Source organism: Muriicola sp. Z0-33, assembly GCF_026126425.1.
Lineage (GTDB): Bacteria > Bacteroidota > Bacteroidia > Flavobacteriales > Flavobacteriaceae > JAFMPW01.
Genome location: NZ_JAFMPW010000013.1, coordinates 1 through 23,785, shown reverse-complemented (window position 1 = coordinate 23,785; position 23,785 = coordinate 1). Strand labels below are relative to the sequence as shown.

Genomic DNA, 23,785 nt, shown 5'->3' with positions numbered 1-23,785 from the left:
AAGAATGGCGTTTAGAGGGGGCGGGAAATAAGTTGGCCAATAGGCAGTCTTATTGCTAAGGAAACTATCCATTGTTTAGAAGGAAGCCTCATTATCTTTTCGGATTTCTATAGTACATTTCTGATGTATTGTATTTAAAACCAATGAGCCGATCTTTTTTAAGATGCAAACGAAATAAATGGTCTTAGCAATCATTCTGCAATCTCTGAAACTTCAGTATGCTAAAGTTATATTATTTGCTAGTTGGTAATATCTTTGGAGTTGGTAGATCCAATTCCAATTAAACTATCATAGAGCTCTCCGAAGTTTCTGTAGTAGACCAGTACAGTATAGTTGTTTTCGGTGAAGTGAAAATTTCCGCTGATCGTATTTAATTCAACGGTTTGGTCCTCTCTTTGGATTACATATTTATAATTGTAAAAGCCTTGTTTAAGAAGAATAGTAGCTTCCAGATTACCATTAGTCTCGTTGTAGGTCATTCTATTTACTTCTTCCAGGACATAATTATTAAATTTACCGAAGACAAAAACTTCGTCCAGTCCTATCATTTCGGTATAAGGTAAGCTAAAATGTACCTGAGTATATTCGGCCTCCCTGGAGACATTGCTTCCCTGTAAAGTGCGTATTACAAAGTCGCCGTTGATATCTGGAAAATAGGTATAAGGCCTGTCGTTTCTATAAAGATTTGTAAAAAGATAGGTGTGGTACAAATCCTTATATTCAATGTGAGAGATGGCTGCTGTTGGAGCCCTTAGGTCTTTAGTGTCGACATTTAGGAACTCATTGCCGCCAAAAAAACTTGTCTCCTTGTCATATTTGTAAACCAATTCACTTCCCATTGTAAATTGTGGCGGAATATTATAGCGGGCAGTGGGCCAGTGGTAATTCTGAAGAATTACAATTTTCACCTCTTTCTTAGGGTTCACAAGCTGAATACCGGAAGGAAAAACCGAGAATTGTACGGACTGCTTTTCATTTAAAAAATTAAAATCCCTGGACCGCTTGGTGTATGCCCCTACCTTAGCCAGGTCTTTATAGACAAGGAACCTTCTGGAAAACTGTAATTCATATGAGCTGTTGTAAATCTCGATAAGGTAGTTGCCACTAACTTTTAATCTTAAATTTTCATTTGGGATGGTTAGCCTGTAATTAGAATAAGGTTGAAGTGTATTATAACTGTTCTCATAGTCTATTATACGTTGGTTGTCCACTCCGTTCAGGTATTGCGATTTTAAGAGCTGGGAAGGCGTCCAGTCGTAATCGCAATGAACAATTTTGTAATAATAATCCTGTTCGTTAGCAAGGATGTCATCAAATTCCAGATAAATAGGTTCTCCCAGCTGTACTATTGGAAATTGATCTTCTGTAGGCCCTTTAAAAATTACAGATTTTATATTTGAAGGTGGGTGCACCTCCTCCTGTACCTGCGCATAAAGCGAGAGGCTAAAGAATAGTAAAACAATCTGTTTAAGGATTGGGCGCATTTTTCACAGAATTTTCAGGCAAAGGTAAACAAAAAGCATGCCCGAAAAATTCCTATCGATGTAAAGCCCAAATTTCTAGATAATAATTATGAAAACTTTCCATTAAGTGCTACTTTTGCAGCGTATTTATACAAAGAAAAATCACCTTGGCCATTAGACCATTGCATAGAATAAATACGGTCATAAAGGTCATCTTATATCAAATGCCCAATAAGGGCGGTTCTAACTAAGGTCTACGATATATGTCAAAAGACATCCGTATTAAAAAAGGCTTAAACATTAACCTTGTTGGTGCTGCGGAACTCACTACTTCCAAAGCTGTTTTAAGCAACGTTTACGCAATAAATCTTCAGGATTTTCATGGAATAACCCCTAAAATGCTCGTGAAACAGGGCGCCGAGGTAAAGGCCGGCGAAGCGCTGTTTTACGAAAAAAGCAATGAGGAAATGTTATTTGTGTCTCCTGTTAGTGGGGAATTGATAGAAATTGTACGTGGCGCACGCAGAAGAATTTTAAGTCTAAAAATCCTGGCAGATAAGAATCAGGAGCAATTGGAACATGTTCCTTTGGATCCTGAAACAGCTACTGATGAAAATATCAGGGCTTATCTGTTAAAATCCGGTTGCTGGCCGTTTATAAAACAAAGGCCATATGATCTGATAGCAGATCCTGACACCACGCCAAAAGCAATATTTATATCTGCTTATGTGACAGCACCTCTGGCAGCTGATGTTGATTATGTACTTAATGGTAAAGAAGTTGAATTGCAAGCTGCTTTAACCGCCCTGTCCAAGCTAACTCCTGGAAAAGTGCATGTTTCCGTTGGGAAAAATGGCACATCCCCTTTTGATGCTTTAAAAGGAATTACACTTCATAAGGTTTCCGGACCACATCCGGCCGGATTGGTAGGGACACAGATAAATAAAATAGATCCAATAAATAAAGGCGAGTTGGTATGGACGCTTTCTCCTCAGGATCTTGTAATCATTGGAGAAGCTATGTTAACAGGGAAATACAACCCTGAGCGTATCGTGGCACTTGTGGGTTCTTCTGTAAAATCTCCTAAATATTATGCAACTAAGATAGGGGCAGAAATTGCAACCTTTCTATATGCCAGTGGAGTTAATATTAAAAATTTCAGAGTAATTAATGGTGACGTACTAACCGGATCTAAATCCAAACAGGATGGGCATCTTGGTTTTTACAATATTACCGTATCCGCAATTCCGGAAGGAGATGACTATGAGCTATTTGGTTGGAACAAACCTGTCTTCGATAAGATTTCATCTACCAGAGCTTTGACATTTTCCTGGATGCAACCAAAAAAGAAATACGATCTGTCTACAAATACAAATGGTGAGCACAGGGCTTTTGTTGTTACCGGGAGGTATGAGGAAGTTTTTCCTATGGATATATACCCTTTGCAACTATTAAAAGCTTGCATGGTAAAAGACTTAGATGAAATGGAACAACTGGGACTATATGAAGTAATCCCGGAAGACTTTTCATTAACTGAATTTATTTGCATCTCCAAACAACCCCATCAGCAGATAATTCGAGAAGGATTGGATTTACTACATCAAGAAATTGGATAAAGATGAGCGATAAGAGATTGACATTCAAAAAAAGGTTACACATTTTAAAGCATAGATACAGGGGTAAGAAAATGGCCCCGGCGTTTAATGCTTTCCATACCTTTTTGTTTTCCCCGGATGAAACTACACATTCAGGATCACATGTGCGAGTGGTGGACGATTTAAAGCGTACCATGAATACGGTCATTATGGCCTTGATACCCGTATTGTTATTTTCATTTTTTAACACTGGCTATCAGCACTATTCCGCAATAAATGGGTTTCCGGAGAATTTCTCTGTAATGGAACACTTTTTAACCTGGGAAAACTTTTGGCTGGGATTTGTGCAAGTGATTCCTTTGGTAATAGTTTCTTACGGCGTAGGATTGTTCATCGAGTTTATTTTCGCAGTAATTAAAGGACATGAAGTAGAAGAAGGATATCTGGTGACAGGGATGTTGGTTCCTTTGATTGTTCCTGTTGACACTCCCTTATGGATGCTTGCTGTTGCAGTTGTTTTTGGGGTGGTAATTGGGAAAGAAGTTTTTGGTGGTACAGGAATGAATATCCTTAACCCTGCACTTACTATCCGGGCATTTTTGTTCTTTGCTTACCCTACCTGGATGAGTGGTGATAAAGTTTGGGTTCATGGAGCAGTGGAAAGAGCAGGAACCACGGATGCTATTTCTGGTGAAACCGTACTTGGATACCTTGCACAGAATGGCACGTTCGACTATTCTGTCTCGGATATGTTCTTTGGTTTTATTCCAGGCTCTGTTGGTGAAACCTCAGCCTTTTTATGTCTGCTAGGCGGTTTGTTTTTGATTTTCTCAAAGATAGCCAGTTGGCGTATTATGGTAAGTGCGGTGGCAGGCGCCCTGGTAATGGGACTTGTATTCAACGGTGTTGCAGATGCCGGATGGATAGCTGAGACCAGCAAGTTTTACGGCCTGATGAGTTTCGACTTTTGGAAACATCTCATTGTGGGTGGCCTTGCGTTTGGTATAGTTTATATGGCAACAGATCCGGTAACCGGAGCACAGACGAACAGGGGAAAGTGGATCTATGGATTCCTGATTGGGTTTATTTCAGTAATGATTCGGGTTTTTAACCCTGCCTATCCTGAAGGCGTCTTTCTCGCTATTTTATTAATGAATGTCTTTGCGCCAACTATTGATCATTATGTAATTCGCGGCAACGTCAGAAGAAGAATGAAAAGGATGAAGAATGCCACAATTATCCCAAGGGGTACGGCTGGTAAAGAAGAAGAATTAAAAGCAGAAACAGTTTAATCATGGCTATAAACACAGATAAAAATGTATACACAGTAGTCTTCGCAGCACTAATGGTTGTTGTTGTGGGCTCTGTATTGGCTTTTCTCGCTTCGGCATTAAGTGAACGGATCAAGGAAAATGAACGTTTTGAAAAACAGCAGAACATTCTATATGCCATGGGAGTCAACGAAAATGAAGACAAAGGGAATGTAAATTTTATTCCTACAGACAGGGTAGAAGATGAGTTTTCCAAGTACATAACAGAACAACTGGTAATTAGTGGAGATCAGATAACCAATGACGATGAAGCTTATCTGATCGACCTAAAAAAGCAACTGGCACTTGCTAAAAATGGTGAAACTCCCAAATTACCTCTTTTTATAGGAGAAAAAGAGGCTAAGAAATACTATATAATTCCGATGTATGGTAAAGGCCTATGGGACGCTATTTGGGGCTTTATTGCCCTGGACGATCAGCTGGTGGTGCAAGGTGTTTATTTTGATCACAAAGGAGAAACACCAGGATTGGGTGCCAATATTAAGCAGCGCTATTTTATGGACGATTTTACCGGAGAAAGTATTTTAGATGGCACTCGTTATGCTGGTATTGCAGTTGCCAAAGGCAATAATGACCCGGTGAACAAGATAAAGGACGACAATGAAGTGGATGCACTGGCGGGAGCAACTATTACAGGAAATGGAGTGTCTGCGATGATAAGGGAGAGTGTAAATTTATACAAGAACTATTTAGAAACTATTAGAGCTAAATAATATGGCATTACTTACAAAAAAAGATGCGAATCTAATCTTAGATCCACTGGCCGATAATAATCCAATTACTATTCAGGTATTGGGTATATGTTCTGCACTGGCTATTACCGCTGAATTGAAGGCCTCTGTAGTGATGGCATTATCGGTGATATTTGTTTTGGGTCTTGGAAATGTGGTTATTTCATTGATAAGGAATATAATTCCTTCAAAAATAAGGATCATAGTGCAGCTTATTGTTGTGGCCACTTTAGTAATAATCGTGGATCAGGTATTAAAAGCATTTGCTTATGAACTGAGTAAGACATTGGCAGTATTTGTAGGTCTTATTATTACCAACTGTATTATCATGGGACGTTTTGAAGCATTTGCTCTTGGTAATGGACCATGGCGTTCTTTCCTGGATGGTATAGGAAACGCCCTGGGATACGGAGTGATATTGATCATTGTCGGTTTTTTTAGAGAATTGCTAGGCTCAGGAACACTTTTTGGAATCCCTGTTTTAGGTAATCCAATAGAGAAAACTGGCCTTTATTCTACCGGTTATGAGAATAACGGTTTTATGATTATACCACCTGCTGCTCTTATTGTGGTAGGTATTATAATTTGGGTCCAAAGATCGCGAAACAGAGCGTTGATAGAAGAAAACTAATTGAAGTTATAACAAGAAATTATGTTAGAACATATAGAATTATTTTTTAAGTCCATTTTCATAGATAATATGGTTTTTGCCGTATTTCTGGGAATGTGTTCTTATTTGGCAGTATCCAAGAAAGTGGCTACGGCTGTAGGACTAGGAGCTGCTGTAATATTTGTATTGGCAGTTACAGTTCCATTGAACTGGCTATTGGATACCTATTTACTTCAAGATGGAGCACTGGTATGGCTGGGTCCGGAATATGCAGAATACAACTTAAGTTTCCTTTCATTTATACTATTTATTGCAACAATTGCCACCATGGTACAATTGGTTGAAATTGTAGTAGAAAAATTTTCTCCTGCGCTTTATAATTCACTGGGGATATTCTTACCCTTGATCGCAGTAAATTGCGCCATACTTGGAGGTTCCCTTTTTATGCAGGCAAGGGAGATACCCTCTTTAGGATTGGCCCTGAATTATGGTGTAAGTTCCGGTATTGGCTGGTTTCTGGCCATACTCGCCATTGCCGCAATCCGCGAGAAGATCAGATATTCTAATGTGCCAGCACCCCTTAGAGGTCTGGGAATAACTTTTATTATTACTGGTCTTATGGGGATCGGATTTCAGAGTTTTGGTGGAATGCTCACCGGGGGTGATGAAGCTCCTGCGGAGGTAGAGGAAACTACGGCTTTGCAAATAGAAGTGGATAAAGAAAAAGAAAAAGATAACGAGATAGACGAGAATACCGTTTCGTATAACAACGCAATAAACGAACAAGAATGATATTAGCAGCAAGCACCCTGGGTACAATTGTCATTACTGTTGTGGCCTTTCTTATATTACTACTATTGTTGGTGGCCCTATTGCTTTTTACCAAAGAAAAGCTATCGCCTTCCGGTCCTGTTACCATAACCATTAATGGAGAAAAACAAATTCAGGTAGCATCAGGTAGTTCTTTGTTATCTACCCTGGGGAATCAAAAAGTATTTTTACCATCCGCCTGTGGAGGTGGAGGAACATGTATCCAATGCGAGTGCCATGTTCTGGCAGGAGGAGGGGAAGCGCTTCCGACAGAGACACCGCACTTTTCTAAGAGAGAATTAAATGAAGGTGCCAGATTGGCTTGTCAGGTGAAGGTAAAACAAGATATGGAGATCACCATTCCGGAAGAGGTTTTCGGGATAAAGAAATGGGATGCTACGGTAGTGAGAAATTACAATGTGGCTTCCTTTATAAAGGAATTTGTAGTTGAGATTCCGGAAGACATGAACTACAAAGCCGGGGGGTATATCCAAATTGAGATACCTCCCTGTGAGATAAAATACTCTGATATTGATATTACAGCCCACCCTGAAGAGCATGAAACCCCAGATAAGTTTCAGGCAGAGTGGGATAAATTTAACTTGTGGCCTTTGATGATGAAGAATTCTGAAACCGTTGAAAGGGCGTATTCAATGGCGTCTTACCCAGCGGAAGGAAGAGAGATAATGCTGAATGTCAGAATTGCTACCCCTCCCTGGGATAGATCAAAGAACGGTTGGATGAGTGTTAATCCCGGAATTGCTTCTTCATATATTTTTGCCCAGAAACCAGGAGACAAAGTAGTCATTTCAGGACCTTATGGAGAATTTTTCATAAATGAATCCGATTCCGAAATGTTATACGTTGGAGGAGGTGCCGGAATGGCCCCGATGCGATCTCATTTGTACCACCTTTTTAAAACATTACGGACCAATAGGAAGGTTACATATTGGTATGGAGGGAGATCCAAAAGAGAGCTCTTTTACCTCGACCATTTTAAACAGCTAGAGGATGAGTTTCCGAATTTCAAGTTCTATATGGCACTGTCAGAACCTCTTGAGGAAGACAATTGGCAGGTAAAGGAAAACCTTGACGCGCCAGGGGATGGTTTTGTAGGATTCATACATAATTGTGTAATAGACAACTATTTATCACATCACGAATCACCAGAAGATATTGAACTCTATTTTTGTGGCCCTCCGCTAATGAACAAAGCGGTACAAAAAATGGGTGAAGATTTCGGAATCCCTGATGAACATATCAGGTTCGATGATTTTGGAGGATAAGATGTAAATAACCATATCACCAACCTGACTGTTTTTAAAGCAGTCGGGTTTTTTTGTATTATGAAAGCATTGACAGTTCAGGAACTTCACAACCTTGCGATGAACATTGTAGGTAGAAAATTGGAGGAAGAGGGATATGAATTTATGGGAGTGAACAGCAAACTGAAGAGAAACCCTCAATTTGTTTGTCTTAAAAACAAGCAGCTTCATTTTATAATTGTCAGGAACATTGCATTCCCAAATGACCCAACGGTATATGATCAGGGGATGGCCATGAAAGTAAAAGAACATGCTCTAAAACAGGATGCTAAGACCTATTACGCCGGGGTGGGCCTTTACAATGCCGAAGACAGAGCCTTGCCGGTATATCTAAACGAAAGTTACATTGTGGACTATCACGGGTTAATAGAACTGTAGGATGAGAACTATTTTTTTGGTGTTTCTGATAATGTTGCAGATAGGCTGTAAGCAAGGAACAGAGAGTTATGTTAGAAATACGCATAGCGGGCCAGCACTTGGGACCTCTTATAACATCATCTTTCTTGAAAATCGTGAACTTAATTTAAAGCGAGAGATCGATTCCGTTTTCGATGCAGTTAATAAATCGATGTCCACTTATATAAAGGACTCTGATATTTCAAGGATTAATGATGGCGATACTACTGTTGTTGTAGATCAGATGTTCAGGGAGGTATTTGAATTATCAAATACGGTTTACAATAAGACTGAGGGTTATTTTGATCCAACAGTTGGTGTCCTTGTAAATGCATGGGGCTTTGGACCCGGAGAGCAACTGTCTTTAGACAAAGCAAGAGTGGATAGTTTGCTCAACTATGTAGGATTCCATAAAGTGCAACTAACTTCTCACAACAAGATAAAAAAAGAATTAGCAGGGATACGGTTCGATTTCAACGCCATTGCCAAGGGGTATACTTTGGATCGCCTGGCAGTACTATTAGATCGCCAGGAAATAGATAATTACCTGGTAGAATTGGGTGGGGAGGTCGTTACGAAAGGCGAGAATAAGATCAAGGGTAAAATGTGGACCGTTGGGATAGAGGATCCGCAAAATGCCCAGATGGGGGCGTTAAAAATAACAATACCACTTAAAAACCGTGCTTTGGCATCTTCTGGTAACTATAGAAAATTCAGAATAGATAGTATAAGTGGTGAAAAGTATGTGCATACAATTGATCCTAAAAACGGCTTCACAAAAAATTCTAAAATATTGGGAGCCAATGTGCTGGCTGATAATTGTGCTCTGGCGGATGCCTACGCAACTGCATTTATGGCGATGGATCTTGAGACCTCAAAGACTATCCTGTATGGTCTTAAAGATATTGATGCATACATAATCTATCTTGGAGAAGACGGCGAGACCAAAGAATTCATGACCCAGGGATTTAAATCGTTGTTGTCACCATAGCTATTTGATGACAAAGGGGATCAATTCTCCTTGAGCAAGACGATATTTATCAACCGTAGCAGCATCCATAGTTGCCGTATAATCTACAGCATCAACATTAAATCCTATTGCCCTAAGCTTATCAAAATAATCGAGGCCATAAATTCTGACATGGTCATATTGTCCAAAAATCTTTGTTCGTTCTTTCTTGTCTGTTATGCTATCGTCTTCAAAAGTCTTTTCCCTATTGATGTCCTGAGGTATTTGAAAGATGCCCCAGCCCCTGGGTTTCATAACTCTATAGAGTTCCTCCATCGCTTTGGAGTCGTCGGTAATATGTTCCAGGACATGATTGCATAAGATGACATCATAACTATCGTCTTCAAAAGGGAGATCGCATATATCTGCCTTTACATCCGCCAGTGGGGAATAGAGGTCCACAGTAGTATAATTTAGGTTCTTTAGCTTTCGAAACCGACCGTAAAATGCTTGCTCTGGTGCAAAATGTAATACTTTTAAAGGGGCGGTAAAGAAGTCTGTTTCATTCTTCAAATACAACCAAAGTAGCCTGTGTCTTTCCAGTGATAGGGTAGAAGGGGATAAAACATTCTCCCGCGGTTCCAGATACCCATAGGGAAGAAAACTTTTGAATTTCTTGCCATCAATTGGGTCGGTATGTTTATTACCCCGCATAAAGAAAGCCAGAAAAGGTCTTGCTAAATAACTCAATTTAATGAGTAAAGGTCTTGGTAACAGGTTGAGAATATATTTAAAAAGCCTTTTCAATTTATTTTAAGCAATTTGGTGTCATTAAAGGAGTAGGGGAAAATCTGCCCAATCTAGATAGCCGGCTTTTTTTGCCTGAACTCATCTTCCTCATTACTTTCTATTCCGAGGGCATCATATATATATTGAAAAGTGGAAAGGAGTTCTGGTTTTCCATTAACAATGGCAACGTTATGTTCAAAATGTGCACTGGGTTTACCATCGGCGGTAAGAATAGTCCAGCCATCCTTGAGTTGTTTTATATGTCTGGTACCCATATTAATCATTGGCTCTATTGCTACTACCATGCCTTCGAGAAATCTCTTCCCCCTGCCTCTCTTACCGTAATTTGGAAGTTCGGGGCTTTCGTGGAGTTTTCTTCCTAAGCCGTGACCCACAAGTTCGCGAACAACTCCATAACCGTGTGTTTCGCAGTAATTTTGAATGGCATAACCAACATCTCCAACCCGATTTCCCAATTTAAACTCCCGTATTCCGATATAAAGGGATTCTTTTGTTACACGCAATAACTTTTTGGTTGCCTCGTCTACTTCTCCTACTTCAAAAGTATAGGCATGGTCACCGTAGAATCCATTTTTTAATACCCCGCAATCCACTGATATGATATCGCCATCTTTCAAGGGCTCCTTATTAGGAATTCCATGCACCACTTGGGCGTTGGGACTCATATTCAGCGTGTTCGGAAAATCGTACATTCCCAAGAACCCTGGTTCTGCTTTGTGATCACGAATGAACTCTTCAGCCATTTTATCTAGTTGAAGTGCATTAACTCCAGGTTTAATTTCAGGGGCGAGCATGCCTAATGTTTTTGATACTATCAGGGCACTTTCGCGCATCAATTCTATTTCTTCTGCAGATTTTAGTTTTACCATGGGCTACAAATGTATTGTTTTGCAATTATACCAATGAATTTTGCGTCATCAACTCTGGCTTAGGAATGCCAATTAGCTTTAAAATGGTGGGTGCTAAATCTCCTAAGACCCCATCTTTGACTTCACTAATATCCGGGTCCACCAAAATTAACGGAACAGGATTGGTAGTGTGTGCAGTATTAGGACTACCGTCTGGATTTATCATAGTATCACAGTTTCCATGATCTGCAATTACCAGAGTAGTGTAACCGTGTTTCAGAGCAGTCCCAATTACCTGCTCTGCACAATTATCTACTGTTTCACAGGCCTTGATAGCAGCTTGCATATCTCCGGTATGACCTACCATATCGGGATTGGCAAAATTAAGACAGACAAAATCCACTTCTTCTTTTTCAAGTTCCGGGATAATGGCATCCTTAATTTCATAAGCACTCATTTCAGGTTTCAGATCATAGGTGGCCACTTTTGGCGAAGGACACAGAATGCGCTGTTCCCCATCAAAAGGAGTTTCTCTCCCACCATTAAAGAAAAATGTAACGTGCGGATATTTTTCGGTCTCGGCAATTCGGATCTGTTTTTTTCCTTCCTTAGCAAGGACCTCGCCAAGTGTCTCCCTTATATTTTCTTTATTGTAGACCACATTTATTCCTTTATAGGAATCATCATAATTGGTCATTGTAACATAATGTAACTTCAGCTTGTGCATGTTGTATTCATGCATATGTTGCTGACTTAAAACCTGGGTGAGTTCACGGCCACGGTCTGTTCTGAAGTTGAAAAATATAACCACATCTCCATCTGATATTTGTGCCCTTGGATTTCCATCATTATCAGTAATTACAATGGGCTCTATAAATTCATCAGTTACACCTTTAGCATAACTATTCTGAATGGATTCTTCAATACTGCTGGTTTTCTCTCCTTTTCCGTGTACCAACAAGTCGTAGGCCAATTTTACCCGTTCCCAACGTTTATCTCTGTCCATAGCGTAATATCTTCCAACAACCGAAGCCAGTTGCGTATTTTTACCAGAACAAAATTCCTCCATATCTTTAAGAGCATGGATCCCACTTTTCGGATCCACATCCCTGCCATCGGTAAAGGCATGTACAAAAGACGCCGTTATCCCATAATATTCACTGGCCTCGATGAGGCCTTTTAGATGATCTGTATGGCTATGAACACCTCCATTGCTCAGAAGTCCAAGAAAATGTACGGGCTTATTATTTTCTTTGGCATATTTGAAAGCTGAAATCAGGACCTCTTCGTCTTTCAGTGTATTTTTCTGTACTGCCAAATTTATTTTGGCAAGGTCCTGGTAGACAATTCTCCCAGCACCAATATTCATATGTCCAACTTCACTGTTGCCCATTTGTCCTTCTGGCAACCCCACGTTCATACCGTCTGTTAATAAATTTGAATTCGGATATTTTTGATATAGCCCATCTACAAAGGGTGTTTTGGCATTGGCAATTGCCGAAACGGCAGGATCCGGAGATTTACCCCAGCCATCCAATATCATTAAAAGTACTTTCTTATTCATTCTATATCATTTAGTACACATCAAAAATACAGTGAAATAAGAAGTATTACCACTAAACCAGCAGGGATTTTTTCTATTCTACTTTTTGTATTGCCAGTCTGTTAAAAAATTAACGATTGATTTGAGCAGGATGTTAAACTTTAGTTATTTAAGTGTTAATGGTGAAACATTTTCCCATAGACGTCGTCTATATTTATATAATCAAAATCTATTCATCAATTAAAACTTATTTCATCATGAGAAAAACGATTCTAACTGTTGCCGTGGCATTGATGCTCGCGGTTAGCGGCGTTTATGCCGGGAGTAATTCTGACAGTGATTTGGCAATCACTAGTTCAACAATTGCAAATGCTAAGCTTAATTCATTTTGTAAAGCAATAATGCAAGGGGATATTGACACTGTAAAACGTATGATCGAATTAGGAGAAGACGTCAATGAAAAATCATTAGGTATGAGTCCGGCAATTTTTGCAGCTCGTTACAACAAGGCAGAGATTTTGGAACTGCTTATTGAAAATGGAGCAGATATCACAGTAGAATGTGATAAAGGATTCACAGCTAAAAAACATGCGGAACTTTCTAATGCGGTAGATGCATTAGCAGTTATTGAAAATGCTATGAAGAGTTAAGCGGGAGTTTACTCATCAATTAAAAAACCCTGACATGAGTCAGGGTTTTTTGTGTTCATTTATTTACTACATATAGTGTTCAGGTAAAAGAGTAAATAAACACTTGGTTTACCTAAAATTCAAATCCGCTTAAAGCTCTATCCATAAAAGCATAGACTGCCATAATAAGCATTAACGCACAAAATACAGAATAAATTTTGAGTAAGATAACAGCAAACCCTGGTTTGCAATTGTCAAATGCATCCACATAGAGATTGCGAAAATGTGTAAGTGTTCCCATTATAGTTCCTTTTATATAGTTATAGTAAAAGCTATAAGGGTTAAATTAGGGGCGTACGTATAGATTTGGTGTAGATTCAAAGGTAATAAAAATAAGCCAGAAACCTAAAAAACCGGACCATACGCCATTATTGTCGTCCTTTGTACTTTGCAATGGCTTCTTTGATTTTTTGTATTCTGTTATCCGGATCCGGATGTGTACTCTGAAATTCGGGTTGACGATTTGGACCAGCCGCCGTCTTTAGAATTTCCATTACGCGAATCATTTCCTCGGGCTGGTAACCGGATTGAATCATAAAAAGCACACCTAATTCATCACTTTCAAGTTCATCACCACGGCCGTTTTTTAGCAATGTATTTTGCCCGATACTGTTCACAATATTTCCCGCATCAGCACCTACAGAAGCACCCATAGAAACGGTTTTCCAAAAATTGCTTTCTGCAATACGTTCCGCAGAATGCCTGCCAATTACATGGCCAATTTCATGCCCCAATACCCCGGCAAGCTGCGACTCATTTAGTTGGGAAAATAGTGCATAGGTTATAAATACCTGACCCCCGGGTAACGCAAAGGCGTTAATAGTTTGGTCATCTGCCAAAAGGTGGAAATCGTACTCGTAGGGAGTTTCTCTGGCCAGGCTATTGTTCACTAACTTCCTCCCGATATTATCAACAAAAGACTGGAGTCTTTCGTCCGGATAGAGGCCACCGTGTTGCCTTGCAATCTCCGGGGCACTTTGCAGTCCGATGGCAATTTCCTGTTCAGGAGACATGCTTATGGTCTGAGATCTTCCGGTATAAGGATTTTCTTCTTTGTTATTGCATCTTTGGATGAAGGCAAATGCAACGATAGCAAGCCCAATAAAGATTCTGATTTTCCAACTTCCTCTTCGCATGGTTTTACAGTGTTCTAGTTGCCTACAAATTACTAAAAAACCTAAAGGAGATCAGGATTTATGTCTAAAATATTATCGGTGATATACGTCTTTACAAAGCCTGTAGTGAAATGTTCCACTCCCAAAAACTCTTCCTGCTCCAATAATTGTAGAATATTTTTACCCCTAAAAGCTGTTAGCATGGGGATTGAAATTGGTGCATAGCTATAATGCCAGGGTTCGTACTTAAATCCCTTGCGTCTGGGATCATCGGTGTATACCAAATAAAAATGGAACTTTTCAGAGTTGGCATCCATCCAGGTCTTGAAATCCTCAAACGGACCCCCGCTTTCAAATTTACCTGGAACCAGAACATCTCCACTTGTTTTTTTGTTACCATCAATAAGGTCGATGTCGGTACCCCAATGATGCCTGCTTGTTCCAGGAATGGTGGAATATTCTATGATTTTATCAATGGCTTCGAGAGGTTGCATACCTTCTTCTGTATACTTTTCATATTTTCTTTCAAAAATAGCCTGTTGTCTGTCAAAACTTCTAAAACTAGAGACTACTTCAATATCGATACCGTCCGCGGCAGCCGCCTTTTTCATTTCGAGGAAGGCATCATGTGCTTCTTTTCTTAAATTGATCCCCCGGCCATAAAGCTCAATATCTGCTTTCCCCATTAATTCCGACACGGAATATGCTTCGGTTTCCTGAATAATCATTGTGCCCGGTAAAATACCCAGTGCTAATCCGGAAATACTACTTTTCTTTATAAAGGATCTTCTGTACATGATAGGCTGAAAAAGTTAGATTGAACTTCTTTTGTGACTCAAATCAAAAATGCTGCCAAATTCTTAGTAGCGACCATAGACGGTTCGTATCAAAGGTATGAAGTATTTTGAAAATTCAATAAAGAAAATATCCAGGGCTAATTAGAAATGTAAACGTAGCCCTGATGTTTTTGTTGGAGGTCATTAAATGTAATAATGTAGAAGTAGATTCCGGATTCAAGGCCTGAACTTCTTTTAATGGCATTATCACGATTAGAATGCCCATCAAAATCATTACTGTAGTTCTTCTTGGTGTATACCAATACACCGTATCGATTAAAAATCTGTAGCGAGTTGCTGTTAGATCTTTCTACTCCGTCAATAACCAGAACATCATTCTGACCATCGCCATTTGGCGTCATATAATAATTATCCAACTCCAGGGTATCAAAAGTCTCTAACGAATCATCATTACCTCCTATGGTTATAATCTCATAATCATTGGGAACAAATACATCTGATGTTACAGAACCATATGCCAGTCCTCCCGTAACGTCAGTATTTCCCAGATTTACCCATTGATTATCTGCCTTACTCCATCCAACAACCTTGAGATCACTTATATAGTCGCCCAGGGCAGGGATATTGCTATAATCGTCCCATGTAAGGGTAACATTAGAGGGTACATCACCTTCCAGGCGCCAAAATTCTTTATCGCTTACGGAAATGTATTCAGAAGCTTTCTTATCTGTATTAAATACAGCATCCAGTAATTTCGAGTTGTTGGGATTCTCAAAAAAGTACGCACATTTTACCAATGGATTTGTGGCCATTGAAGTTATGGTAAGAGGTCGTAATCTGTTTTCATCTCCAACGGGAAATACAAACTCATCTTTATTGGTAAAGGCGGCATAGCCATCTACTTTAGAAACACTACTTTCACCAGTATAGAAAGAATTGTCGAAGAAATTGGAATAAACTGTCGACTCATTTCTTGGGGTCAGAATATCTCCTGAAATTAAATTTCCATTGTTATTTACTCCTATTGACGTTTCCAGGACAAGACCATTTTCAACTATGACTTCAGCATCATAAAATACAGGTGCAAAACTACCTGAGACTTTCAGTTGTACAAAATCGTTGTAGAACCCAACAAGGCCCATATTTTGGTCGAAAGTACCATCATTGATGAGGTCCAGGTGAAAACCAACCATTGCATCATTATGAATACGAATTGTACCAAAATTATGTATGGCCTCCTGTCCGTATAATTGCAGGCCGATGAAAATAAATAAGTAAAAAATACTCTTTTTCATTTCCTATTTCAGTTTGTTTATCACAAAACTAGATTCTCCTGATCCACTGAATCTGACCGTACCAGAATTGCCCTCTCTATAAGTTATAATCGTGATTACGTCATTTGCATTTAATTGCAATATCTCATTTACGTGAATACTAGAATGATCATGACCGCTTGCCCATCGGATATATCCACTTGCTCCGATAGCTCCTACGGCTATTCCATTCACAGCAATTCTTGCATTTACATTGGTCCTTGCTTCCGCACTTCCTGATGAGTTTATTCCTATAAAGGATAAATTGGCTCTTATGTCGTAACGTCCGGCTATATTTACCTGTAGCGTGTTACCACTTACCTGATAGAGTGTAGTTCCATCATCTTTGTAATCCTCGGTTCCAAAAATAGGTGCAACAGTATTGTTTACATTTAAGTTGGTGGAGGTGTTAGAATTTGTCCAACGTCCACCATAGTTTATTTTGGAACGCTGAAGTACCCCATTAGCATCGGCTGCAAGGATGTCATCGGTATTATCTGCAGTACTCAAAGATCTGAATCTGCCACTTCCGTTTACATCCAGCCTTTCTGTAGGGTTATTGGTATCTATGCCAACATCACCTCCATCTTCAAGAAATAGTCTGTAGTCTGCAACGCCTGACTCCACAAAGTTTAATCCGCCAGAAAGTAAATTCCAGTGCCATTGTGCAGTACCGGTATTATCTTCAAAAGCCAGGACATCAACACCATTAGCTCTGATTACCAATGGATGACTATTAAAAGTTGTTGCCTGATTTACCAATACCTGACCTTGACTCTGTACCAGTCTAAGTTTTTCAACATTGTTGGCCTTTAGTACTAAATCCTGGCCATCTGTGGTTCCTACGAAATCTGTTCCAGCTGTAGTTCCGGAGTTACCGGCCAATTCCCAGGACGGGTCTGCCGCGTCTCCTTTGGGGCCTTGAGGTCCTTGCGGCCCTTGTGCTCCGTCAGCACCATCAGCACCATCAGCTCCTGCCGGCCCTTGTGGTCCAACTGCTCCGTCAGCGCCATCAGCACCGTCAGCACCTGCTGGTCCTTGCGGTCCTGTATTTCCTATGGGCCCTTGTGGTCCAACTGCTCCGTCAGCGCCATCAGCGCCATCCGCTCCTGCTGGTCCTTGTGGTCCTGTATTTCCTATGGGTCCTTGCGGCCCGACTGCGCCATCAGCACCATCTGCACCTGCGGGTCCTTGTGGTCCAACTGCTCCGTCAGCGCCATCTGCACCATCCGCTCCTGCGGGTCCCTGAGGTCCTTGTGGTCCAACTGCTCCATCAGCACCATCAGCACCGGCTGGTCCTTGTGGTCCTGTATTTCCTATGGGTCCTTGCGGCCCTTGTGCTCCGTCAGCGCCATCGGCACCTGCGGGTCCCTGAGGTCCTTGTGGTCCAACTGCTCCATCAGCGCCATCAGCACCATCCGCTCCTGCTGGTCCCTGCGGTCCTGTATTTCCGATTGGTCCTTGTGGTCCGACTGCTCCATCGGCACCATCAGCCCCTGCTGGTCCCTGAGGTCCTTGTGGTCCGACTGCACCATCAGTACCATCAGCACCTGCTGGTCCTGTATTTCCTATGGGTCCTTGCGGTCCAACTGCTCCATCAGCGCCATCCGCTCCTTGTGGTCCTTGTGGTCCTGTATTTCCTATGGGTCCTTGTGGTCCTGTATTTCCTATGGGTCCTTGTGGTCCGACTGCTCCATCAGCACCGTCAGCTCCTGCCGGCCCTTGTGGTCCTTGCGGTCCAACTGCTCCGTCAGCACCGTCAGCACCGTCAGCACCTGCTGGTCCTTGCGGTCCTGTATTTCCGATTGGTCCTTGCGGTCCAACTGCACCGTCAGCACCGTCAGCACCTGCTGGTCCTTGCGGCCCGACTGCTCCGTCAGCGCCATCGGCACCTGCTGGTCCCTGAGGTCCTTGTGGTCCCGTATTTCCTATGGGTCCTTGCGGCCCGACTGCACCATCTGCACCATCCGCTCCTGCTGGTCCCTGCGGTCCTGTATTTCCGATTGGTCCTTGTGGTCCGACTGCTCCGTCAGCGCCATCGGCACCGTCAACCCCTGCGGGTCCCTGTGGTCCTGTATTTCCGATTGGTCCTTGCGGTCCAACTGCTCCGTCAGCGCCATCAGCGCCATCCGCTCCTGCTGGTCCTTGTGGTCCTGTATTTCCGATTGGTCCTTGCGGCCCGACTGCACCATCAGCACCATCAGCCCCTGCGGGTCCTTGCGGTCCAACTGCACCATCAGCGCCGTCAGCTCCTGCGGGTCCCTGAGGTCCTGTATTTCCTATGGGTCCTTGCGGTCCAACTGCTCCGTCAGCGCCATCAGCGCCATCCGCTCCTGCTGGTCCTTGTGGTCCTGTATTTCCTATGGGTCCTTGTGGTCCAACTGCTCCATCAGCGCCATCGGCACCTGCGGGTCCTTGTGGTCCTGTATTTCCTATTGGTCCTTGTGGTCCGACTGCTCCATCAGCACCATCAGCTCCTGCCGGTCCTTGCGGTCCAACTGCTCCGTCAGCACCGCCAACTCCTGCGGGTCCTTGTGGTCCCGTATTTCCTATGGGTCCTTGCGGCCCGACTGCGCCATCAGCACCGTCAGCGCCTGCCGGCCCTTGCGGTCCGACTGCACCATCAGCGCCATCAGCTCCTGCGGGTCCCTGAGGTCCTTGTGGTCCGACTGCTCCGTCAGCACCGTCAGCCCCTGCGGGTCCTTGTGGTCCTGTATTTCCTATGGGTCCTTGCGGCCCTTGTGCTCCGTCAGCACCATCAGCGCCATCGGCACCTGCTGGTCCTTGTGGTCCAACTGCACCGTCAGCCCCAGCGGGTCCTGTATTTCCTATGGGTCCTTGTGGTCCGACTGCACCATCTGCGCCATCAGCTCCTGCGGGTCCCTGTGGTCCTGTATTTCCTATGGGTCCTTGTGGTCCGACTGCTCCGTCAGCGCCATCAGCGCCTGCTGGTCCTGTATTTCCTATGGGCCCTTGTGGTCCAACTGCTCCGTCAGCGCCATCTGCACCATCCGCTCCTGCTGGTCCCTGAGGTCCAACTGCCCCATCAGCACCGTCAGCCCCTGCGGGTCCTTGTGGTCCTGTATTTCCTATGGGTCCTTGTGGTCCAACTGCTCCATCAGCTCCTGCTGGTCCCTGAGGTCCTTGTGGTCCAACTGCTCCGTCAGCGCCATCTGCTCCTGCGGGTCCTTGCGGTCCTGTATTACCTATGGGTCCTTGTGGTCCGACTGCTCCGTCAGCGCCATCAGCTCCTGCGGGTCCTTGTGGTCCTGTATTTCCTATGGGTCCTTGTGGTCCGACTGCGCCATCAGCACCTGTTGGTCCCTGAGGTCCTTGTGGTCCAACTGCGCCTTCAGCACCATCAGCCCCTGCTAGTCCTTGTGGTCCAACTGCTCCGTCAGCGCCATCGGCACCTGCTGGTCCCTGAGGTCCTTGTGGTCCGACTGCTCCATCTGCACCGTCAGCTCCTGCTGGCCCTTGCGGCCCGACTGCTCCGTCAGTACCGTCCGCTCCTGCTGGTCCTTGTGGTCCGACTGCTCCGTCAGCACCGTCAGCCCCTGCGGGTCCTTGTGGTCCTGTATTACCTATGGGTCCTTGTGGTCCAACTGCTCCGTCAGCGCCATCTGCTCCTGCGGGTCCTTGCGGTCCTGTATTTCCTATGGGTCCTTGTGGTCCGACTGCGCCATCAGCACCTGTTGGTCCCTGAGGTCCTTGTGGTCCAACTGCTCCATCAGCACCATCAGCCCCTGCTAGTCCTTGTGGTCCAACTGCTCCGTCAGCGCCATCGGCACCTGCTGGTCCCTGAGGTCCTTGTGGTCCAACTGCTCCGTCAGCGCCATCGGCACCTGCTGGTCCTTGCGGCCCGACTGCACCATCAGCACCTGCTGGTCCTTGTGGTCCTTGCGGTCCGACTGCTCCGTCAGCGCCATCTGCACCGTCAGTTCCTGCTGGCCCTTGCGGCCCGACTGCTCCGTCAGTACCGTCCGCTCCTGCTGGTCCTTGTGGACCTGTCAGATCGGAGGAGGTAAATGAAGAACCATCTGAATAATTTATTGTGAATGTTCCATTGCCGTTATCAACAAAAGTAAACGTGCCACCAGATCCTGACCCGGTACACAAATTGTTCCATTGTGCGCCGTTATAATAAAAAACACAGTCTGCTTCTGTATTGTATACCAGGGCACCGCGAAGAGGACTGATGCTCTGCATTTGAGCATTGGTTAGCCTGGTAAGTACAAAGGCCTTATTTGTACTTTCTAGTTCAATTATAGATGCCGCGTCTATCGTATTTGGATTGTCACCAATTTTGACCTGTCCGACAGCAATATTTACTACAAGCACAAATAGTGCAAATGCGTAATATTTTAAGTTCATCTTATAAAGATTTGGGTAAATGCTAAAGCGATGTAAATATAAGAGGGTATTTTCTTACATTTCAGAAAATGTTGTGAAACGGTACAAGGTTGTTGTAAAATAGGATATGGAGGTAGATTGCCTTTAAATATGGCGCTTTATCGACGAAGCAAGGATGCTAAATTATCTTTCTAAGTACAAAAATCCCTGATAATTGAGTCCCAGATCATCCATGGTGATCAGGTAAAAATAGATGCCTTCCGGGAGACCCTTTTCACGATTAATTACAAAATTATCGACATTGGAAATGCCAGCAAATTCGTCTTGATAGTTCACCATATCAAAAACTTTCAGGCCAAGGCGATCAAAAATCTGAATACTGTTATTGGGAGATAGATCCAGTTCTGGGATGACTAACACATCGTTTATACCATCGCCATTGGGGGTAAGAATATAATTATCAAGAGTAAGGATATCTTCAGCTTCTGCAAGTATTCCAAAAGTAATAAGCTCATAGTCGTCCGGGACAAAGGTGGTTGAACTTACAAAACCAGTAGTCAGATCTCCTCCAAGCGCCTCATTGCCAAGAGACAACCAACTTCCTGCACTTTTGTTCCAACCCATAATTGTAACTTGTTCAACTTCGGTGGCAAGTGAAGCCAAATTACTTCTGGCATTCCAGCTTATAGAAATTGTAGACGGCACAGTTCCTTCCAATCGCCAGAATTCTACAGTGCTAATGGCACTGATTGTCCTTGGTTTTATATCGGTACTAAAGGGTGGAAATGTACTGGGATTGTTAGGGTCTTCAAGGAAGTAGGCACATTTGGCCGTACTATTGGTAGTATCCGAATTAAGGATAAGAGGTCTTAATTGGCTGGCATCCCCAACGGGGAATGTAAAATTTTGTATATCTGTGATACGAGCATAACCATCTACCTTTGAGGCATCTGCCTCCCCAGCAGAAAAGGCATTCTGGATAAAATTCAGATAGATATCGGGCTGCGCTCTGGGGGTGTTGAAGTTCCCGACAATGAAATTGGCATTGTTGAGTACATTTACAGAAGTTTCCAGGTCAACAAAAGCATCTGTTGCAATTTCTATATCATAAAGTATGGGCATAAAGGCTCCGGAAACAGAGAGTGTTGAACTCCCATAAAATCCGGCCAAACCAAGATTATCATCAAAAGTACCATTATTGATCAGGTGGGTATGAAAGCCCAGTTGTCCCTGATCATGTATACGCAGATTTCCACTGTTATAAAGGCCCGTCTGGGCCTGGCAAATAGTGCCAATAAAAAACAATATGTGAAGTATCTTTTTCATTAGTTGATTTGCTGCCAATTAGTACCGTCACTTTGAAGCCAAAGTACCGAACTTGCCTGTATATTTACCGAACCAGCACCCGTATTATCTATGTAATTATCTATAGTAGTGATATTTAACGTTGGATTTTTGATGATATAAACCCGCCCCTGACAATTGCTGGCATTGGGTAAATTTATAGTATGATTTCCTCCAAGAATCACCGTATGATCATTTTCGTCTAACGAAGTATTCCCTGTTGTTGTTTCAATGGCAGTGGCAAAGGAACCTCCAGTAGCCAGAGTTGAAGTTGGAGAAGCAGTACCAACACCGACATTTTGGTTGTCATCAATGCGCAATGCCTCAAAACCATTGGTGGTTAAAGCAAGCTGATTTGCAGCAGCACTATACATGCCTGTATTTGTGTCCGAATTAAAACGGAATGCAGGTTCATTAGCATTGCCATCTGAACTCAGGAAACCACCTTCACTTCTTATTGTACCAGCAACATGTAATTTATTGGTAGGAGGATTTGCGGCATTACCTATACCGAAATTGCCGCTGCCAGTAAAAGCAATATTTCCTCCATTTATATCATAGGTCCTATTAGTTGCCGCTGTTTGCTGCAAGTTTGTATTGGAGAGGTTAACTCCCCCAGCACCGGCAGGGGCCCATTCTGTTCCGGCAGCTGTAATTGTAAGTACATCATTCAAATTCCCGGCGCCGTTTTGCGCTATTAGATTACCGTCTAACTGCAAATTCCCATTTACATGAAGTTTTTCTGCGGGAGTAGTCGTCCCAATTCCCATATCCCCGTCATTTTTTATGGTAACCACGGCGTCGGCAAGGGTCGGATAATCGGGCCCTGTGGTAGTGTTCTGTAAAAAATGAAAATCACCAATACCACTTGTTCCACTTCTCTGATAGGCAAGCGCTCCTTTGCCCCTGGCCGTATTCAGATCCACAGAAAACAACATTCCTACCCCCGAAGTGGTGGACTGGGCATTGTTTTGCATTTGGATAGGAAATACAAGACTATTATTAATTTCCTCCATAATATGCACTTTGGCTACAGTAGTAGGAGTATTTCCATCAATACCAATGAATAGTCCCCCGGAATTTAATCTGGCAGCAGGGTCCCAATAAAAACTGTCATTGTCTTCTGTTGGCAAACCTCCGCTATCAGCGAAAAAGATAGAGTTGGGGGTTCCTACATGAGCACCACTAACAGCGCTTAATGCATCCAGGGCCTCCTCAACGGTAGTTTCATTAATGGCGTTCCCGTCATAATCCGATGGTGTTGCCAAAAGAACTTCAGCATCTGTCTGATCGTCTGTATCAATGCTGGTTAATGGCACTGCAAGAGTACCTCCGGCATCTGTGATTTCTAAGTTACCCGCATTGACAGCAAATGTGGTATTTAGTTCATCCAAAGGGTTCCCTCCCCCTGCCGCTGCAATTTCATCTATTGCCGCCTGAGTATCGGTAGCTGTCAAACCTGAAGTTGTATTGTCGTAGGTAACTTCAGAGGCATCCTGATCATCCGTATCAATGCTGGTTAATGGCACTGCAAGAGTACCTCCGGCATCTGTGATTTCCAAATTACCAGCATTGACAGCAAATGTGGTATTTAGTTCATCTAAAGGGTTCCCTCCCCCTGCCGCTGCAATTTCATCTATTGCCGCCTGAGTATCGGTAGCTGTCAAACCTGAAGTTGTATTGTCATAGGTAACCTCAGAGGCATCCTGATCATCTGTATCAATACTGGTTAATGGCACTGCAAGAGTACCTCCGGCATCGGT

At 42.9% G+C, this 23,785-nt stretch carries 19 protein-coding genes and 1 pseudogene; 9 read left to right on the top strand and 11 right to left on the bottom strand.

What is annotated here, in order from left to right:
- Positions 1-239 precede the first annotated feature (239 nt).
- Positions 240-1,484, bottom strand: a complete 1,245-nt coding sequence (locus tag J1G40_RS15385) for a DUF5103 domain-containing protein (RefSeq protein WP_265243550.1) — start codon at positions 1,482-1,484, stop codon at positions 240-242.
- Between the two features lie 242 nt (positions 1,485-1,726).
- Here J1G40_RS15385 and J1G40_RS15380 point away from each other — a divergent pair, with 242 nt between their 5' ends.
- Genes J1G40_RS15380 through J1G40_RS15345 form a run of 8 tightly spaced genes read left to right on the top strand, consistent with a single transcriptional unit; the run spans position 1,727 to position 9,252 of the window.
- Entirely contained in the window at positions 1,727-3,079 is a 1,353-nt protein-coding gene (locus J1G40_RS15380) for a Na(+)-translocating NADH-quinone reductase subunit A (protein WP_265243549.1), read from the top strand.
- 2 nt (positions 3,080-3,081) lie between these two features.
- Positions 3,082-4,350: an NADH:ubiquinone reductase (Na(+)-transporting) subunit B gene (locus tag J1G40_RS15375; RefSeq protein ID WP_265243548.1), complete on the top strand. Its 1,269-nt coding sequence runs from the start codon at positions 3,082-3,084 to the stop codon at positions 4,348-4,350.
- Positions 4,351-4,352: 2 nt separating this feature from the next.
- Entirely contained in the window at positions 4,353-5,102 is a 750-nt protein-coding gene (locus J1G40_RS15370; RefSeq protein ID WP_265243547.1) for a Na(+)-translocating NADH-quinone reductase subunit C, read from the top strand.
- A gap of 1 nt (position 5,103) precedes the next feature.
- A complete protein-coding gene (locus tag J1G40_RS15365) occupies positions 5,104-5,751 on the top strand; it encodes an NADH:ubiquinone reductase (Na(+)-transporting) subunit D (RefSeq protein WP_265243546.1) in 648 nt (215 codons plus the stop codon).
- A 21-nt stretch (positions 5,752-5,772) separates the two neighbouring features.
- Complete coding sequence (nqrE, locus tag J1G40_RS15360) at positions 5,773-6,522, top strand: NADH:ubiquinone reductase (Na(+)-transporting) subunit E (protein ID WP_265243545.1); 750 nt, start codon at positions 5,773-5,775, stop codon at positions 6,520-6,522.
- Positions 6,519-7,826 (top strand): NADH:ubiquinone reductase (Na(+)-transporting) subunit F, encoded by a 1,308-nt coding sequence (nqrF, locus tag J1G40_RS15355; RefSeq protein ID WP_265243544.1) that lies wholly within the window; start codon positions 6,519-6,521, stop codon positions 7,824-7,826. Before nqrE ends, nqrF begins: the two co-directional genes overlap by 4 nt.
- Positions 7,827-7,886: 60 nt before the next feature.
- On the top strand, positions 7,887-8,243 hold the full coding sequence (locus tag J1G40_RS15350) for a Na(+)-translocating NADH-quinone reductase subunit F (protein WP_265243543.1): 357 nt from the start codon (positions 7,887-7,889) through the stop codon (positions 8,241-8,243).
- A 1-nt stretch (position 8,244) separates the two neighbouring features.
- Positions 8,245-9,252 (top strand): FAD:protein FMN transferase, encoded by a 1,008-nt coding sequence (locus tag J1G40_RS15345; RefSeq protein WP_265243542.1) that lies wholly within the window; start codon positions 8,245-8,247, stop codon positions 9,250-9,252.
- Here the strand turns inward: J1G40_RS15345 and J1G40_RS15340 are convergent, their stop codons facing one another.
- Genes J1G40_RS15340 through gpmI form a run of 3 tightly spaced genes read right to left on the bottom strand, consistent with a single transcriptional unit; the run spans position 9,253 to position 12,432 of the window.
- Positions 9,253-10,017 carry a class I SAM-dependent methyltransferase gene (locus J1G40_RS15340; protein WP_265243541.1) on the bottom strand — a complete coding sequence of 255 codons (765 nt, stop codon included), beginning with the start codon at positions 10,015-10,017 and terminating at the stop codon, positions 9,253-9,255. It abuts the gene before it with no gap.
- Positions 10,018-10,070: 53 nt separating this feature from the next.
- Positions 10,071-10,889 (bottom strand): type I methionyl aminopeptidase, encoded by an 819-nt coding sequence (gene map, locus J1G40_RS15335; protein ID WP_265243540.1) that lies wholly within the window; start codon positions 10,887-10,889, stop codon positions 10,071-10,073.
- 25 nt (positions 10,890-10,914) lie between these two features.
- Positions 10,915-12,432, bottom strand: a complete 1,518-nt coding sequence (gene gpmI / locus J1G40_RS15330) for a 2,3-bisphosphoglycerate-independent phosphoglycerate mutase (protein WP_265243539.1) — start codon at positions 12,430-12,432, stop codon at positions 10,915-10,917.
- A 236-nt stretch (positions 12,433-12,668) separates the two neighbouring features.
- On the opposite strand from gpmI, the gene J1G40_RS15325 reads away from it, so the two are divergent.
- The gene (locus J1G40_RS15325; RefSeq protein WP_265243538.1) at positions 12,669-13,061 is read left to right on the top strand and encodes an ankyrin repeat domain-containing protein; all 393 of its coding nucleotides are present in this window, start codon (positions 12,669-12,671) and stop codon (positions 13,059-13,061) included.
- A 112-nt stretch (positions 13,062-13,173) separates the two neighbouring features.
- Here the strand turns inward: J1G40_RS15325 and J1G40_RS18325 are convergent, their stop codons facing one another.
- The 7 genes and pseudogenes from J1G40_RS18325 to J1G40_RS15295 form a co-directional block, all read right to left on the bottom strand.
- The gene (locus J1G40_RS18325) at positions 13,174-13,341 is read right to left on the bottom strand and encodes a DUF6747 family protein (protein ID WP_321160203.1); all 168 of its coding nucleotides are present in this window, start codon (positions 13,339-13,341) and stop codon (positions 13,174-13,176) included.
- A gap of 127 nt (positions 13,342-13,468) precedes the next feature.
- The gene (locus J1G40_RS15320; RefSeq protein WP_265243537.1) at positions 13,469-14,236 is read right to left on the bottom strand and encodes a M48 family metalloprotease; all 768 of its coding nucleotides are present in this window, start codon (positions 14,234-14,236) and stop codon (positions 13,469-13,471) included.
- A 41-nt stretch (positions 14,237-14,277) separates the two neighbouring features.
- A complete protein-coding gene (locus J1G40_RS15315; RefSeq protein ID WP_265243536.1) occupies positions 14,278-15,012 on the bottom strand; it encodes a M15 family metallopeptidase in 735 nt (244 codons plus the stop codon).
- A 137-nt stretch (positions 15,013-15,149) separates the two neighbouring features.
- On the bottom strand, positions 15,150-16,307 hold the full coding sequence (locus tag J1G40_RS15310; protein WP_265243535.1) for a gliding motility-associated C-terminal domain-containing protein: 1,158 nt from the start codon (positions 16,305-16,307) through the stop codon (positions 15,150-15,152).
- Between the two features lie 3 nt (positions 16,308-16,310).
- On the bottom strand, positions 16,311-20,699 hold the full coding sequence (locus J1G40_RS15305) for a collagen-like protein (RefSeq protein WP_265243534.1): 4,389 nt from the start codon (positions 20,697-20,699) through the stop codon (positions 16,311-16,313).
- Positions 20,700-20,861: 162 nt separating this feature from the next.
- Positions 20,862-22,004, bottom strand: coding sequence for a gliding motility-associated C-terminal domain-containing protein (locus tag J1G40_RS15300; protein ID WP_265243533.1), 1,143 nt, complete (start codon positions 22,002-22,004; stop codon positions 20,862-20,864).
- A pseudogene (locus tag J1G40_RS15295) lies at positions 22,004-23,785 on the bottom strand (hypothetical protein); the annotation flags it as partial. The pseudogene J1G40_RS15295 and the gene J1G40_RS15300, both read right to left, overlap by 1 nt.